The organism is Streptococcus sp. 27098_8_148, assembly GCF_041432105.1.
GTDB classification, from domain to species: Bacteria; Bacillota; Bacilli; order Lactobacillales; family Streptococcaceae; genus Streptococcus; species Streptococcus parasanguinis_AE.
Window position 1 is genome coordinate 26,400 of the sequence record NZ_JAPVYY010000001.1, and the last position, 16,145, is coordinate 42,544.

The 16,145-nt window shown below is 43.4% G+C and carries 12 protein-coding genes and 1 riboswitch; of the genes, 10 read left to right on the forward strand and 2 right to left on the reverse strand.

From position 1 onward, the window contains the following. Positions 1–138: 138 nt before the first annotated feature. Positions 139–849, reverse strand: a complete 711-nt coding sequence (treR, locus tag O3646_RS00150; protein WP_371610338.1) for a trehalose operon repressor — start codon at positions 847–849, stop codon at positions 139–141. 111 nt (positions 850–960) lie between these two features. On the opposite strand from treR, the gene O3646_RS00155 reads away from it, so the two are divergent. From O3646_RS00155 to O3646_RS00175, 5 genes are all read left to right on the forward strand, one after another. Next, positions 961–3,270: an endonuclease/exonuclease/phosphatase family protein gene (locus O3646_RS00155; protein ID WP_371610339.1), complete on the forward strand. Its 2,310-nt coding sequence runs from the start codon at positions 961–963 to the stop codon at positions 3,268–3,270. Between the two features lie 213 nt (positions 3,271–3,483). Next, positions 3,484–4,278 carry a pyruvate formate-lyase-activating protein gene (gene pflA / locus O3646_RS00160; RefSeq protein ID WP_003005017.1) on the forward strand — a complete coding sequence of 265 codons (795 nt, stop codon included), beginning with the start codon at positions 3,484–3,486 and terminating at the stop codon, positions 4,276–4,278. A gap of 124 nt (positions 4,279–4,402) precedes the next feature. Then, a complete protein-coding gene (locus O3646_RS00165; RefSeq protein ID WP_003005572.1) occupies positions 4,403–5,338 on the forward strand; it encodes a manganese-dependent inorganic pyrophosphatase in 936 nt (311 codons plus the stop codon). Positions 5,339–5,400: 62 nt separating this feature from the next. Then, positions 5,401–5,913, forward strand: coding sequence for a YiiX/YebB-like N1pC/P60 family cysteine hydrolase (locus O3646_RS00170; RefSeq protein ID WP_195424111.1), 513 nt, complete (start codon positions 5,401–5,403; stop codon positions 5,911–5,913). Next, a complete protein-coding gene (locus O3646_RS00175) occupies positions 5,897–6,544 on the forward strand; it encodes a DUF1803 domain-containing protein (RefSeq protein ID WP_371610340.1) in 648 nt (215 codons plus the stop codon). Before O3646_RS00170 ends, O3646_RS00175 begins: the two co-directional genes overlap by 17 nt. A gap of 41 nt (positions 6,545–6,585) precedes the next feature. On the opposite strand, the gene O3646_RS00180 is transcribed toward O3646_RS00175, so the two are convergent. Next, positions 6,586–8,031 carry a UDP-N-acetylmuramoyl-L-alanyl-D-glutamate--L-lysine ligase gene (locus O3646_RS00180; RefSeq protein WP_371610341.1) on the reverse strand — a complete coding sequence of 482 codons (1,446 nt, stop codon included), beginning with the start codon at positions 8,029–8,031 and terminating at the stop codon, positions 6,586–6,588. Between the two features lie 87 nt (positions 8,032–8,118). On the opposite strand from O3646_RS00180, the gene O3646_RS00185 reads away from it, so the two are divergent. The 5 genes from O3646_RS00185 to upp all read left to right on the forward strand — a co-directional run bounded on the left by O3646_RS00185 (position 8,119) and on the right by upp (position 16,059). Continuing rightward, entirely contained in the window at positions 8,119–9,747 is a 1,629-nt protein-coding gene (locus O3646_RS00185; protein WP_031574286.1) for a polysaccharide biosynthesis protein, read from the forward strand. A 139-nt stretch (positions 9,748–9,886) separates the two neighbouring features. Beyond that, complete coding sequence (locus O3646_RS00190) at positions 9,887–10,984, forward strand: cystathionine gamma-synthase (protein ID WP_049471747.1); 1,098 nt, start codon at positions 9,887–9,889, stop codon at positions 10,982–10,984. A gap of 1 nt (position 10,985) precedes the next feature. Continuing rightward, a complete protein-coding gene (locus O3646_RS00195) occupies positions 10,986–12,149 on the forward strand; it encodes a MalY/PatB family protein (RefSeq protein WP_195424120.1) in 1,164 nt (387 codons plus the stop codon). 35 nt (positions 12,150–12,184) lie between these two features. Next, positions 12,185–12,342, forward strand: a riboswitch (M-box (ykoK) riboswitch). A 207-nt stretch (positions 12,343–12,549) separates the two neighbouring features. Then, positions 12,550–15,210: a magnesium-translocating P-type ATPase gene (gene mgtA, locus O3646_RS00200; RefSeq protein ID WP_371610342.1), complete on the forward strand. Its 2,661-nt coding sequence runs from the start codon at positions 12,550–12,552 to the stop codon at positions 15,208–15,210. Between the two features lie 219 nt (positions 15,211–15,429). Continuing rightward, complete coding sequence (gene upp, locus O3646_RS00205; protein ID WP_003005574.1) at positions 15,430–16,059, forward strand: uracil phosphoribosyltransferase; 630 nt, start codon at positions 15,430–15,432, stop codon at positions 16,057–16,059. Positions 16,060–16,145 lie beyond the last annotated feature (86 nt).

Consider the following 16,145-nt stretch of genomic DNA (forward strand, 5'->3'; position numbering starts at 1 on the left):
CGTCGTCCCACCTCCGCACAGTTGAGTAGGGCTGTAAAAGCTGATGAAATCAGCGTAGTAGAGCCCACTCAACCACTGCGTCTTGCTCGACAATCCAAAGATAACTGAGAGGCTAGGACTTTTGTCCCAGCCTCCTTTTTATTTCCTCCGCTCTGCATAGTCGACAAAATGAAACTTGTCTAATTTGTGTCGGCTTTCGGTGAATTGGAATTGGCGTCCGTCTGCTAGGTGAACTTGGGAACGGACAGTTACCACGTGTTTGTCTTTTCCAAGATCCAGTAAGATTTTGTCACGATTATCGATTGGTGAAATCAAGATTTCTTTTTTGGCATAGCCAATCTGCAATTTCAAGTCTTCTTCTATATAGTGGTAGATAGAGTGCTGGGCAATTTCCTTGGTCAGGCCAGGGATCAGCTCTCTGTCTAGGTAATCAATATCTAAGACAGAAGCGACACCATCCACCACCCGTTGCCGGGTTACTTTCCAAACCAAACGGTGAAGAGGGAAACCTGTCTTTTTAGCTCCTTTTTCATCGATACTGATTTGTTCCAAACGAATGACATTGGTTTCTGAGCGAAGACCAGAAGCTTTGACGATTTCTTGATAGCTGGTTAATTGGGAAACGGGGAAGTCAAAGTGAGCTTGTCTAGAAACTTGCGACCCCATTCCTTGAACAGTCTCGATAAAGCCTTCTTCCTGCAAGAGCTTGAGGGCTTTACGGATGGTATCGCGACTGACCTGGTAGTGCTCTTTTAAGTCGTTCTCACTAGGCAGAAAATCCCCGACTAGATATTTTTCTTCTAGTATTTGCTCTTTTAAAATTTGGTAGATTTGTTGGTATTTTTTCATGATTTGGACTCGCTTGTCTGTTTTTTTGAATAACATTTTTGAAAGCGCTTGAAAATGCAAAATTATTCCCTTATAATAAAAGAGGAAAATTTTTTAGGGATGGAGAAAAGCATGAAAAATAACGGTAAAAAGATTCGCTTGCTGGGACTAGCCACCTTATTGGCTAGTCAGTTGGGGGTCTTCAGTAGTGCCCTCACGGTAGTTGCAGACGAGACCACAGCTTCAACTTCAGAGCCAGAGCTTGTGACGAACACTAGTAGCGAGGAGGCAACTACAAATGATTCGACTTCTGCTACAACAACTACAGAAGCAACGACGAGAGCTTCGAGTGATAAAGAAGAGACATCTAGCAGTTCCTCAGACGCTGCTGAGGAGAAAACGGTTAAGATCGGGGACATTCAAGGGGAAGCGCAACGCTCTCCACTGGAAGGCCAAAAGGTAGCCATCAAAAATGCAGTGGTGACTAAGACAGACCGCTATGGTTTTTATGCCCAAGATATTGAATCGGATGGCAATAGCCGTACTTCAGATGGGATTTATGTTGTTTCCAAATACAAGGTGAAAGTCGGCGATAAGGTGAAAATCACCGGTACCGTCAAGGAAGGCTATATGGAGGAAGTCACTTTGGGAGCCGGGAAGACCTTTAAGGAACCGACGAATAGTTTAACGGTGACCATGTTGGTTGACACTTGGATCACCAAAGATGGGTCAGCCCCTCTTCCAGAAGCTGTGAATATCACTGCGGGCATGCCAGCAGATGTGAAGCCTAATCCGACTGCTTATGCTCCAGAAACCGATGCCCTCGATTATTGGGAAAGCCTGGAAGGAATGCTCACAGTGGTGAAGAAACCGCATGTCCTTGGTCCCCAGTACAAAGGAGATATCTATGTATTGGGAGAAGATTTCACAGGCCTTCCTTTAAACAATATTGGAGGTCTGAATCTACGGCCACATGCGCAAAATACAGTGACGATCCCGATTTATGTTGGGAATCAGTTTGTCGCAAAAGCAAAGGATTACTTTGTAGAAGATGTGACAGGAGTGGTAACGTATCGGAATAGCTTTTATAAGTTAGAGCCCACTCAACAGTTGACGGTCCAAGATGGTGGCTTGCAGCGTCAAGCAGCTCAAACGCAACCAAGTGAGGACAAGCTGACCATCGCTTCCTACAATATTGAAAATTTCTCGGCCAACAATGCCAAAAATGAAACCCCAGAGGATAAGGTGACGCTGATTGCCAATTCCTTTATCCATGAAATTCACAATCCAGACATCATTACTTTGATCGAAGTGCAGGACAATAATGGTAGTGTGGATGACGGAACGACCAGAGGTGTTGAAAGTGGACGCAAACTAGCCAATCGGATCAAGGAATTGGGGGGTAAGAGCTATGAGTATACGGAGGTTGCTCCAGTAGATGGCGCTGACGGAGGAAAGCCTGGTTCCAATATTCGTTTGGGAATCCTCTACAATCCAGAACGCGTGAGCTTAGCCAAAAAAGAGGCAGCAACTAGCAACGAGGCAGCGCAATTTGACAAGGGACACCTGGTTAAAAATCCAGCTCGGATTGCCCCTAATGACCCATCGTTTGATCATACTCGCAAGTCCTTAGCCGTTGAATTTGAATTCAAAGGTCAACCAGTTGTGGTGATTGCCAATCACTTGAAATCAAAAATTGGAGATGATGCTATTTATGGGGCAAGCCAACCAGCAGTGGAACATACCTTGCCAACTCGTGAAGCACAAGCCAGTGTCATCCATCAATTCGTCCAAGAAGGCTTGAAGCAAAATCCGAAGACCACCTTTGTTTTGACGGGTGATTTTAATGACTACGATTTCTCAACCACGGCACAGATCCTTGCGGGTAGTGAACTAACCAACTTAATGGCTCAACATGATGTAGGCGATCGCTATTCTTATTTCTACCGTGGAAGCAATCAAGTTTTGGATAACATTTTTATCTCAAACAACATGGCAGCTAAAGCAAGGTTTGAACCAGTCCATATCAATGCTTCCTTTATGAAGGAACATGGTCGTGCATCAGACCATGATCCTGTCTTAGTCCAAATCGACTTTAGTGGAGCACAAACTCCAGGAATGCCGACGGATGATCAACAAGGAAATACAGGACAACCAACGGATCAAACCAGCTCTTCTTCATCGAATACAGGATCTCAACTTGTCTCTCATCAGACCCAAGCCAATGAACAAAAGAGTTCAACATCTGAAAGCAAAGAGAAGGGCAAGAACGAAGATGAGAAGCAAGACGACAAGGAAGAGGCCACAACAGAAACCAAGACACCAGGCAAGCGGAAAATCCTTCCATCTACTGGACAAGAAACAAGCTATCTAGCTCTTTTTGGAGTGGCAATAGCTACGATGAGTCTTGTCTGGTACAAGAAGAAAAGGATGACTCACTAACGTGTTTTATAAGAAAGATCTAAAAAAGGAGTCGCTGGCTCCTTTTTTCTCCTAAAATACAGGACAGATAGTCCCATATTGGAAACTGTACTAGGACAATGAAAACTACTGAAAAGAACAGTTTCTTTTCAAAAAGAAGCTTAAACTCTTTAAAATAGATGGAATCGTGTTATAATAAAATCATAAAACGTTTTCAAGAGAAGAGGTTCCTCAATGGAAAATGAAACAGTTGACTATGGAAAAGTAACAGGAATGGTACACTCAACAGAAAGTTTTGGTGCAGTAGACGGGCCTGGGATCCGCTTTATTGTCTTCCTTCAAGGCTGTCAAATGCGGTGTCAATACTGCCACAATCCAGATACTTGGGCAATGGAAACCAACAAGTCCCGTGAGCGGACGGTGGATGATGTCTTAGAAGAAGCCCTCCGTTATCGTGGATTTTGGGGCGAAAAAGGGGGAATCACTGTCAGTGGTGGAGAAGCCCTCTTGCAGATTGACTTTTTGATTGCACTTTTTACCAAGGCTCAAGAGTTGGGCATTCATTGTACTTTGGATACCTGTGCTCTTCCTTTCCGGAATACGCCTCGTTATTTGGAAAAATTTGACCGCTTGATGGCAGTGACTGACTTGGTACTTCTGGATATCAAGGAAATCAATGATGAACGGCACAAAATTGTGACCAGCCATACCAATAAAACGATTTTAGCCTGTGCCAAGTACTTGTCTGATATTGGAAAACCCGTTTGGATTCGCCACGTCTTGGTGCCTGGGCTTACAGACCGAGATGATGATTTGATCGAGCTTGGAAAATTTGTTAAAACCCTTAAAAATGTCGATAAATTTGAGATCCTTCCTTACCATACTATGGGGGAATTCAAATGGCGTGAATTGGGAATTCCGTACAAATTGGAGGGTGTGAAACCACCGACAAAAGAACGGGTCCAAAATGCAAAAGATTTGATGGAAACAGAAAGTTACCAAGATTACCTGAAACGGGTCAAAGGATAAAACGTATAGACAGTTGGTCACTCCAGCTGTCTTTTCTATTGAAATGCACAACTATTCCCTTTCTTTAAATGGCAAAACGTGCTAAAATAGAGTGAATCTATAAATGAAATAAAGAGGTAGAAACATGTCAAAAATTCTCGTTTTTGGTCACCAAAATCCTGACTCAGATGCTATCGGCTCATCTGTAGCTTTTGCTTATCTTGCAAAAGAAGCTTATGGTTTGGATACAGAAGCAGTGGCTCTTGGAACTCCAAATGAAGAAACAGCTTTCGTATTGGACTATTTTGGTGTGGAAGCACCACGCGTCATCACATCTGCTAAAGCAGAAGGTGCAGAGCAAGTCATCTTGACGGACCACAATGAATTCCAACAATCTGTTTCAGATATCGCTGAAGTAGAAGTATATGGTGTGGTGGATCACCACCGTGTGGCTAACTTCGAAACTGCTAGCCCACTTTACATGCGTTTGGAACCAGTTGGATCAGCATCTTCTATCGTTTACCGCATGTTCAAAGAACACGGTGTAGCAGTGCCAAAAGAATTGGCAGGTTTGATGCTTTCAGGTTTGATTTCAGATACTCTTCTTTTGAAATCTCCAACAACACACCCATCTGATAAGGTGATTGCGCCTGAATTGGCTGAATTGGCTGGTGTCAACTTAGAAGAATACGGTCTTGCCATGCTCAAGGCTGGTACCAACTTGGCAAGCAAATCAGCAGAAGAATTGATCGACATCGATGCCAAGACTTTTGAATTGAACGGAAACAATGTTCGTGTGGCTCAAGTGAACACAGTTGATATTGCGGAAGTCTTGGAACGCCAAGCTGAAATCGAAGCAGCCATCCAAGCAGCAAATGCAGCTAACGGATACTCTGACTTTGTTTTGATGATTACAGACATCGTCAACTCAAACTCAGAAATTTTGGCCCTTGGTGCCAACATGGACAAGGTAGAAGCAGCTTTCAACTTCAAACTTGAAAACAACCACGCTTTCCTTCCAGGTGCTGTTTCACGTAAGAAACAAGTGGTACCACAATTGACAGAAAGCTTTAATGCTTAATGATAAATGGGGAAAACCATCGTTAAAAGGAGTTTCGGCTCCTTTTTTGCTAGGAGAAGATCATGTTAGAGACGGGCGATTTGATTTTTGTCAGTGAAAATACAGAAATGGGGCAGGCTATCCAGACATCTACTGGTCATTATAGCCATGTGGCCATCTTTTTGGACGGCTCCATTTATCATGCCACGGTGGAAGGTGGTGTTCTTTCCCAGTCACCCGAAGATTTCTTTGAAGACGGGAAAGCATATGACCTTTATCGCTATGTGCAGATTGATCACGAAGAAGTCAAAAAGCGAGCAGAAAACCTTTTAGGGGCTCCCTACAATGCTTCCTTTTATCCGGATGGAGATGGTTATTACTGTTCCCAGTTCATCGCAGAACTACTCCCTATTTTTGAAACCATTCCCATGAAGTTCGGAGATGAGGAACAGGAGATTAGTCCGTTTTGGGAAGATTACTACAGAGGGCTCGGTCTAGCGGTTCCTTTAGATCAGCCCGGGACCAATCCTAGTCAGTTAGCCCAATCACTACAGCTACAGTTTAAAGAAAGGTATTTGGATGATTACAATCATTAATCCCACACGTTTGACACGTCAGCCATTTTTCAAGGACTTGATCAACTTTTTGGATCAGCACGACGATGTGATCCTGCGGCAAATCAAGGCCCAATTTCCGGATCAACCAGTGGATAAGCTGATGGAGGAATATATCAAAGCGGGCTTCATACTTCGAGAAAATAAACGCTACACCCTCAACCTGCCCTTCTTGGAGTCAGCTGATCTTGTTGACTTGGATCAGGAGGTCTTTGTCCGAGAGGACAGTGCAGTTTATCAAGAATTAAAAGCCAAGGTCTTCCAAACGGAACTCCGCAATAGTACCAATGAAGCGATTTTGGTGGAGGAGACGGACTTTGCGCGACATGCACAGACCCTTTCCAATTACTTTTATAAGGTAGCTCACCAATACCCATTGACGGAGGAGCAAGAAAAGCTCTATGCTATCTTGGGAGATGTCAATCCTGAGTATGCTCTCAAGTATATGACCAGCTTTTTGCTCAAGTTCCTCAAAAAAGAAGTAGTCCAGCAAAAGCGCAAGGACATCTTTGTCGATAGTTTAGAAGTCTTAGGCTATATCCGCAAAAATGCTGAAGGCAAATATGAATTAGCAGTGGACTTGGACAAGGAAAGACTGATGTTTATCAAATAATAAACAAGGCTAGGAAAATTTCCTAGCCTTGTTTCGTTTGATTATAGATAACGTTCAGCAATGGCGGCGTCACCTGGATACTCTTCTTTTACGCCATTGACGATTTGGTAGCAATCCGCTCCTTTTCCGGCGATAATGACGGCATCTTCAGGCTTGCTGGTTGTTGCCATAGCCACTTGAATGGCTTGTTCGCGATCTGCGATTTTCTCGACAGGGCGCGTGATAAAACTACTAATCTCTTCAGCGATAGCCAAAGGATCTTCATAGTTGGGATCATCCGCTGTGAGGAAGACTTGGATCTCAGGATGGTCTTCTAAGAGTAAACCAAAGTCTTTGCGGCGGCTCTCTCCTTTATTACCAGTTGATCCAAGGACCAGTGAAATCGTCCCTGTTTGATGGGTTTCGACAACTGAGAGCAGTTTTTTCAAGCTATCTCCATTATGGGCGTAGTCGATGAAGACCTTAGCGCCGTTTTTCTGAGTCAAGACTTCCATTCGGCCTGGAACGCGCGTCTTAGCAATCCCTTTTTGGATATCCTCGAGGCTCGCACCTAGGCGAAGGCAGGCAAGACCTGCTGCTACAGCATTTTCTTGGTTGAAATGTCCAATCAGTTGGATTTCATAGTTTCCAGCTAATTTACCAGTGGCTGAGAAGCTGAAGGCCTTAGAGTTTTCAATTTGATTCTCAGACTGGCTTCCATAAAAATCGTGGTCTTGGTTCGCGACTTGGTCCGCTAAAACTTGGAAATGATCCATATCACTATTGATGACAACGGCTTGGCTGTTCTTCATGAGGAGACGTTTGTGGTAGAAATAATCCTCAAAAGTTGGGTGTTCAATCGGGCCAATATGGTCAGGACTGATGTTGAGAAAAACACCAACGTCAAAAGTCAGACCGTAAACCCGTTTCACCAGATAAGCTTGACTGGAAACTTCCATAATCAGGTGGGTCCGATCATTGGCTACTGCCTGAGCCATCATGGCAAAAAGATCCAAACTCTCTGGCGTTGTCAGGGTCGATTTAAAGAAGTTTTTACCATCCAGTGTCGTATTCATGGTAGACAGCATAGCTGGTCGGTGACTTTGTTCCAAAATATGGTAAGCAAAATAGGCCGCGGTTGTCTTTCCCTTAGTCCCTGTGAAGGCCAATAGTTTTAATTGTTTCTCAGGGTGCCCATAAAACTCCATGGCAATTAAGCTCATGGCCTGTTTGATATCATTGACGAGGATAGCAGGAATACCAACTTCATAATCTTTTTCAGAGACATAAAAGCCGAGTCCATTAGAAATAGCCTGTTCCAGGTATTCTTTTTTGAAGTTGGCCCCTTTGACAAAAAAGAGGGTGCTAGCAGAAACCTTCCGGCTATCATAGCTAATAGCATCAAAACTTGTTCCTTCTAGATGGTAGTAGTATTCACCATTTACTAGAATTTCTCGGAAATTTTGGTCATGTTTTAAAATGTTGAGGGTTTGTTCAATTGTAATCATAAAACTATTGTAAACCTAAAGTCCCTATTTTACAAGTGTCATGGAAAAGTTTATAATGAAGAGAAGAAGAAACGAAAGAGGACACCAATGAGTCACGAACAAAATGACCAGCAAGCCCAGATGCTACGCGGGACTGCCTGGATGACAGCCAGCAACTTTATCAGCCGTTTGCTAGGAGCCGCTTATATTATTCCTTGGTATATTTGGATGGGAAAATATGGGCCACAAGCCAATGGTCTTTTTACAATGGGCTACAATATCTATGCTTGGTTTCTCTTGATTTCGACAGCCGGAGTACCCGTAGCCGTTGCCAAGCAAGTAGCCAAGTACAATACTCGGGACCAAGCCGATCATAGCTTTGCTTTGATTCGAGGATTCTTGAAATTCATGGGAATTCTAGGCCTTGGATTTGCCATTCTCATGTATCTTTTATCTCCTGTCTTTGCTAGCCTTTCAGGTGGGGGAAAAGAGTTGATTCCGATCATGCAGAGCCTTTCTTGGGCTGTCTTGATCTTTCCTTCCATGAGTGTCATCCGGGGATTTTTCCAAGGTTTTAACAACATGAAGCCTTACGCCATTAGCCAGATCGCTGAACAAGTCATCCGGGTCATCTGGATGTTGCTCACGACCTTCTTCATTATGAAGATTGGCTCAGGTGATTACGTGCAGGCTGTGACGCAGTCGACCTTTGCGGCCTTTATCGGGATGGGAGCGAGCCTTCTGGTGCTCTTTTATTACCTTGCAAAGACAGGTTTGCTCTCTTCTATTTTTAGAAAGCAAGAGGGAAGTGAAGGGATTGACACTCGGGCTCTCTTGATCGATACGATTCGTGAGGCCATTCCTTTTATTATCACAGGTTCCGCGATTCAGCTCTTCCAAATTGTTGACCAGATGACCTTTATCAATGTCATGTCTTGGTTTACAGACTATAGTCAAAAGCAGCTCTTGGTCATGTTTAGTTATTTCTCTGCTAATCCAAACAAAATTACCATGATCTTGATCGCAGTAGCGACTTCGATTGGGGGAGTTGGGATTCCTCTTTTGACAGAGAATTATGTGAAGGGGGATCTAAAAGCGGCTGGGAAGCTCGTACAGGATAACTTGACCATGTTGCTCGCTTTCTTGCTTCCAGCCACCTTTGGTGCAGTAGCAGTCGCAAAACCACTTTATACGGTATTTTATGGGCAACCCGATGGCTTGGCCTTAGGACTCTTTATCGTAGCGATGTTGCAGACCGTAATTCTCGGTCTTTACACGGTCTTATCGCCAATGATTCAAGCCCTCTTTCAAAATCGCAAGGCCATTCGATACTTCCTCTATGGGGTAGTGGTGAAATTGGTCCTCCAAATTCCATTTATTTTGGTCTTTCGTTCTTATGGTCCGCTTTTGTCAACGACCATTGCCTTAATGGTGCCAATCGTCCTCATGTATCGGGAGATCCAAACCATTACTCAGTTTAATCGCACCATTGTCTTCAAGCGGACCTTGCTTGGTTCTATCCTGACTGTGGTGATGCTACTTGGAGTCTTGATCGCTGGTTTGATTTTGGGCTGGATTTTCCCACCAAATGGCCGTGTATCCAGCATGATTTATATCATCGTCATTGGCGGATTAGGAGTTGTTATCTATGGAGCCTTAGGATTATGGCTACGGTATTTTGACCGCTTTATCGGAGGTCAAGCTGCACGTCTCAGACAAAAATTTCGGATTAAATAAATCAGAGGTTGGGTAAAAAGTGCCCAGCCTTTTCTTATAGTTTGAAACTATAGCTAGGTCTTGAAAATGGGAAAACCGCTCTCCTCATAATAGTGATAAAATAGTAATCAGTTAGATTGAATGTTTATCGGAGGGTAATATGAGTAAAAAACGCAATATCAATACGATCTTGGCACAGGCAGGAATCAAGTCGGATAAAGCAACGGGAGCTTTGACAACTCCTTTGCATTTCTCTACGACTTACCAACACCCAGAATTTGGTCAGTCTACAGGTTTTGACTATACCCGTACGAAAAATCCAACACGCGCAACAGCTGAGAAGACTTTGGCAGCTATCGAAAGTGCAGACTATGCTTTGGCGACAAGCTCTGGAATGTCAGCCATCGTGCTTGCTTTTAGCATTTTCCCAGTTGGTTCAAAAGTCTTAGCCGTTCGTGACCTTTATGGCGGTTCTTTCCGCTGGTTTAACCAACAAGAGCAAGAAGGTCGTTTCTCTTTCACCTATGCCAATACGGAAGAAGAACTGATCCACCATCTAGATCATGATCCGGTGGATGTCCTCTATATTGAAACACCAACCAATCCATTGATGTTGGAATTTGATATTGCTCATTTAGCCAAATTGGCCCATGCAAAAGGTGCTAAAGTAGTGGTGGACAATACCTTCTATAGCCCTATCTATCAACGCCCAATTGAAGAGGGAGCAGATATTGTTCTTCATTCAGCAACCAAGTACCTAGCTGGTCACAACGATGTCTTGGCTGGTGTTGTCGTGACAAATGAGGCAGACTTGTATGACAAACTCTTTTACAATTTGAACACGACAGGTGCTGTTCTTTCCCCATTTGACAGCTATCTGTTGATCCGTGGTCTCAAGACACTCTCTATCCGGATGGAGCGCTCCACTGAGAATGCCCGCAAGGTAGTCGAGTTTTTGAAAACCTCCCCTCAGGTCAAAGAAGTCCTCTACACTGGAAAAGGTGGAATGGTCTCCTTTAAAATTCAAGATGAGAAAAAAATTCCCAACTTGTTGAATTCCCTTCAAGTCTTTACCTTTGCAGAAAGCCTTGGCGGAGTTGAAAGTTTGATCACTTATCCTACCACTCAAACCCATGCGGACATTCCTGCAGAAGTTCGCCATTCATATGGTTTGACAGATGATCTTCTTCGTTTGTCCATCGGAATCGAAGATGCGGATGATTTGATTGAAGATTTGAAACAAGCATTGGAGGCTTAAGATGACCAAATATGATTTCACGACTTTACCGAATCGCTTGACCCACCATACCTACAAGTGGAAAGAAACTGAGACAGATCCAGAAATCATTCCGGCTTGGATCGCGGACATGGATTTTAATGTCATTCCAGAAGTACGAGAAGCTGTTATCGGCTATGCAGACCAAATGGTCTATGGCTACACCTATGCATCGGATAGCCTCTACCAGTCTATCCTTGATTGGGAAAAAGAAGAGCATGGCTATTCCTTTGACAAGGAAGCTGTCGTCTTTATCGAAGGTGTTGTTCCAGCCATTTCAACAGCTATTCAAGCCTTCACCAAGGAAGGGGATGCTGTCTTAATCAATACGCCGGTCTATCCTCCATTTGCCCGAAGTGTCAAGCTCAATCGTCGAAAATTGATCGAAAATTCATTAATTGAAAAGGATGGTCTTTTCCAAATTGATTTTGATCAGCTGGAAAAAGACATTGTGGAGCAAGAGGTGAAACTCTATGTTTTGTGTAATCCGCACAATCCTGGAGGCCGTGTATGGGATCGTGAAGTCTTGGAAAAAATCGGCCACCTCTGTCAAAAACATGGTGTCCTTCTCGTTTCAGATGAGATCCACCAAGATTTGGCCTTGTTTGGCCACCGTCATACCAGCTTTAACACAGTTGATCCAAGCTTTAAAGATTTCAGCTTGATCTTAACCAGTGCAACCAAGACTTTCAATATTGCAGGAACAAAAAATTCCTATGTGGTCATTGAAAATCCAAAGCTTCGTACGGCTTTTAAACAACGGCAATTGGCTAATAATCAACATGAAATTTCAGGATTGGGCTATATTGCAACAGAAGCGGCTTATCGCCATGGTAAACCTTGGTTGACAGAGCTCAAGCAAGTCTTTGAAAAACACATCGACTATGTGGTAGATGAATTGCATGCAAAGACCAAAATCCGTGTCATGAAACCCCAAGGAACCTATCTTCTTTGGTTGGACTTTTCAGCCTATCCTTATACCGATGATGAGCTGCATGCTAAAATTCATGACCAAGCCAAATTGATTTTGAACCGTGGAACAGATTTTGGAAAAGAAGGAAACTTGCATGCTCGCCTCAATGTAGCAGCCCCTTTCACCCTCATTGAAGAAATCACCAAACGCTTGGTGGAAACTTTTCTCAAATAAGTGTTGACTTTCTGTAAGTGAAGGAGTACAATAAACTCGAAATACGGTAGGTGAGGCTACCACAAGGATACGGATGACTACCGCAAAGCAGTGGAGACACTACTCGTTGGTCAACAGTCCTGATCGCAAAGGTCAAGACTAAGCTCATTTCATTGCCTTGCGGAGCTAAAGCTTGGACGGTCAGTTTTTTGAGAGTTTTGATTGAAAAATTAATGACGAGTTTCATGAGTCCTACCGATCGAAGGTAGGACTCTTTTTTATGCCTTACCAAGAAAAGAAAAAGGAGAGAGCTATGATACAAATCGACGATCATCCCGAACCGTACCGAACCAGCCAATCGCTGATTTGTGTCGTAGGGACTCCAAAAGTGATTGGCTCCTGATTGAAAAAGGAGATACCAATGCAAACAAATAAAGAAAGACTCATTGCTGCTCTTCAAGCACCACTTGAAAGCACCTTTGCCACCTACAAAACCAGTGCCCTTGGTCTAGTTGACGATCAAGTAGAAGAAAACCACGATATTTATGGCGAAAATGTCATCACAAAAGGTCAAGAAGATTCCATGATCAAAAAGATCTACGAATCCATCATCAATCCTTTTACAGTGATTTTGTTGGTCATTGCGCTGGTTTCCTTCATCACCAATGTCTGGCTAGCAAAACCAGGTGAACAGGATCCAACGACCTCCATCATCATTGTGACCTTGGTCTTGATCTCTGGTGGTATCCGCTTCATTCAAGAATTGCGGAGTGACAAAGCAGCTAGCAACTTATCACGTATGATTGTCAATACAGCGACCGTTCTGCGTGATGGATCGGAACAAGAAATTCCGATCGATGAAATCGTCGTAGGGGATGTGATCAAACTGAGTGCCGGCGATATGATTCCAGCAGATGTGGTCTTGATTGATTCTCGTGACTTCTTTGTCCAACAATCTGGTCTCACAGGGGAAAGTGATGCTGTTGAAAAGGTTTGTCTCAGAAAAGCTGACAGTCAAAATCTAGATAGTCTCTTGGAGAGTGAAAGTTTGGCCTTCATGGGAACCAATGTCATCTCCGGACGGGCGACAGCCTTGGTCTTGGTCGTGGGGGATGAAACCATGATGGGCGCTATTGAGCAAACCATCAACACCTATGACGAACCAACCTCATTTGAGAGAGAAATGAATACCATCTCTTGGCTCTTGATTCGGCTCATGTTAGTGATGGTGCCCGTTGTCTTTGTGATCAATGGCCTAACAGATGGTGACTGGTTAGAAGCGGGTGTCTTTGCCCTCAGCGTTGGGGTTGGTTTGACTCCTGAAATGTTGCCGATGATTATTACAGCGAGTCTTGCTAAGGGCTCCATCATCATGGCCAAGGAAAAAGTCGTTATCAAAAAACTCAATGCCATCCAAGACCTTGGGGCTATTGATATTTTGTGTACAGATAAGACAGGTACCTTGACCCAAGATGAAATCGTTTTGGAGTATCCGCTTGATATCCATGGCGAATTGGATCTATCAGTTCTTCGTCGGGCTTACTTGAATTCCTATTTCCAAACTGGGCTAAAAAATTTGATGGACCGGGCGATTATCAATCGAACCCATAAAGAAGCCAAGAAACATGAGATCGTCCGAGATCTAGATCAAACCTTCCATAAGATAGATGAATTGCCCTTTGATTTTGAACGTCGTCGCATGAGTGTCATTGTTAAAGACGAAGACGGTGTGGTCAGCATGGTGACCAAGGGTGCCTTGGAAGAAATGCTTTCTGTATCGACTTATGTTGAGTACAAGGGTGATATCAAACGATTAACAGACGAGGTCCGTCAAGAGGTCCTCGCTGAGGTCGCTCAATTAAATGAACAAGGTCTTCGTGTTTTGGGCGTCAGCTACAAAACCGACTTGGACGAAAATGAAATCTTTAGTGTTGAAGATGAAGGAGACATGATCCTAACCGGTTACCTGGCCTTTCTTGATCCACCAAAACCTTCTGCAGCTCCAGCGATCAAAGCTCTTGCAGAATATGGGGTTACCACTAAGATCTTAACTGGCGACAATGATAAGGTCACCCAAGCTGTCTGTGAAAAAGTAGGACTAGATGTCGAGCGGATACTTTTGGGAAGCGAAATCGATACGATGACAGACCAAGAGTTAGCACAAGTTGTGGAAACAACAACGGTCTTTGCCAAATTATCACCAGATCAAAAAGCGCGGATCATCCTCTGTCTCAAGAACAATGGCCACAAGGTGGGTTACATGGGAGATGGGATTAACGATGCTCCATCCATGAAGGTCTCAGACGTTGGGATCTCCGTGGATACCGCTGTGGATATTGCCAAGGAAACAGCAGATGTCATCCTTCTAGATAAGGACTTGATGGTTCTTGAAAAAGGCTTGGTCGAAGGCCGCAAGGTCTATGCCAATATGACCAAGTACATCAAGATGACGGTCTCTTCTAACTTCGGGAACATCTTTTCTCTGCTCTTTGCCAGCATCTTTTTGCCTTTCCTTCCAATGGCTCCCGTTCATTTGATTGTGCTCAATCTTATCTATGATCTTTCTTGTATCGCCCTTCCTTTTGACAATGTCGACAAGGAATTCCTCAAGAAACCTCGTATCTGGGAAGCAAACTCTATCATGCGTTTTATGGCCTGGATTGGTCCCATTTCATCTGTATTTGATATTATTACCTACATGCTTCTTTACTTCCTTGTTGTTCCTATGATTTTAGGTCATGGCTACAACCATGGAGCAGCAGATGCAGCAGCCTTTATCATGGTGTTCCAAACTGGATGGTTTATCGAATCCATGTGGTCTCAAACCATGGTTATCCATATGTTGCGTTCACCAAAACTGCCATTTATCCAAAGTCGTCCAGCCTTCTCAGTCGTGGTGACGACCCTAGCAGCAGCCTTCTTTGTAACCTCCCTTCCATATAGTCCTTTGGCTTCTATCTTGAAGTTGAGCCAACTAAATGGATTGTACTTTGTTCTATTGTTTGCTATTATCGTCCTTTATATGCTGAGTGTGACGGTTGTCAAACGTATCTATATTAAGAAATACAAAGAATGGTTGTAATTGATTGATAGAAAGAGTGAGTCCGAACTTAAAAAATTAAGTGTAAGGGCTCTCTTTTTTTTGTAAAATTTGGTATAATAAGAAGAATGTAAAGTTGGAAATGAAGATTTCCATGTGCTGTGAGTATCAAAGAGGGACTGAAAGAAAGAGTAGAGCTTGACTCCACTTTTATCATAGTTCTTTTTTGAAAAATAACAGCTTAGAAAGAAGGATCTCAAAATGGGAAAATTAGAAGTTATTACACATCCACTGATTCAACACAAATTGTCTATTCTCCGCCGCACGGATACCTCTACGAAGGCCTTTCGTGAATTGGTAGATGAAATTGCTATGTTGATGGGCTACGAAGTGTTGCGTGAATTGCCTCTTGAAGATGTTGAAATTGAAACTCCTATTACTAAAACCGTTCAAAAGCAAATCGCAGGGAAGAAATTGGCTATTGTCCCAATTCTTCGTGCAGGGATTGGGATGGTCGATGGTCTCTTGAGTTTGGTACCAGCTGCTAAGGTTGGCCATATCGGGATGTACCGTGATGAAGAAACCTTGAAACCAGTTGAATACTTGGTGAAATTGCCAGAAGATATTGATCAACGTCGTATCTTTGTAGTAGACCCGATGCTTGCTACGGGTGGATCCGCTATTCTAGCGATTGATTCCTTGAAAAAACGTGGCGCTAGCCATATCAAATTTGTCTGCCTAGTATCAGCGCCAGAAGGGGTGAAAGCTCTTCAAGAAGCTCACCCAGATGTTGATATCTTTACAGCAGCCCTCGATGATCATTTGAATGAACATGGCTACATTGTTCCTGGTCTTGGAGATGCGGGTGACCGTTTATTCGGTACCAAATAAGAAACCATTCATGATTCGTCCGAAAGGTGCTTAAGATTTGACCTTTTTTGACCATTGGTTTATAATAGCACATATACTTTGAACCT

What these genes read in the sequence shown, in the direction of transcription:
- O3646_RS00185 (WP_031574286.1), top strand. Translation starts at nt 8,119, where the DNA reads ATGAGTCACGAACAAAATGACCAGCAAGCCCAGATGCTACGCGGGACT.
- O3646_RS00170 (WP_195424111.1), top strand. Translation starts at nt 5,401, where the DNA reads ATGTTAGAGACGGGCGATTTGATTTTTGTCAGTGAAAATACAGAAATG.
- pflA (WP_003005017.1), top strand. Translation starts at nt 3,484, where the DNA reads ATGGAAAATGAAACAGTTGACTATGGAAAAGTAACAGGAATGGTACAC.
- mgtA (WP_371610342.1), top strand. Translation starts at nt 12,550, where the DNA reads ATGCAAACAAATAAAGAAAGACTCATTGCTGCTCTTCAAGCACCACTT.
- O3646_RS00175 (WP_371610340.1), top strand. Translation starts at nt 5,897, where the DNA reads ATGATTACAATCATTAATCCCACACGTTTGACACGTCAGCCATTTTTC.
- O3646_RS00190 (WP_049471747.1), top strand. Translation starts at nt 9,887, where the DNA reads ATGAGTAAAAAACGCAATATCAATACGATCTTGGCACAGGCAGGAATC.
- O3646_RS00180 (WP_371610341.1), bottom strand. Translation starts at nt 8,031, where the DNA reads ATGATTACAATTGAACAAACCCTCAACATTTTAAAACATGACCAAAAT.
- O3646_RS00195 (WP_195424120.1), top strand. Translation starts at nt 10,986, where the DNA reads ATGACCAAATATGATTTCACGACTTTACCGAATCGCTTGACCCACCAT.
- O3646_RS00155 (WP_371610339.1), top strand. Translation starts at nt 961, where the DNA reads ATGAAAAATAACGGTAAAAAGATTCGCTTGCTGGGACTAGCCACCTTA.
- O3646_RS00165 (WP_003005572.1), top strand. Translation starts at nt 4,403, where the DNA reads ATGTCAAAAATTCTCGTTTTTGGTCACCAAAATCCTGACTCAGATGCT.
- upp (WP_003005574.1), top strand. Translation starts at nt 15,430, where the DNA reads ATGGGAAAATTAGAAGTTATTACACATCCACTGATTCAACACAAATTG.
- treR (WP_371610338.1), bottom strand. Translation starts at nt 849, where the DNA reads ATGAAAAAATACCAACAAATCTACCAAATTTTAAAAGAGCAAATACTA.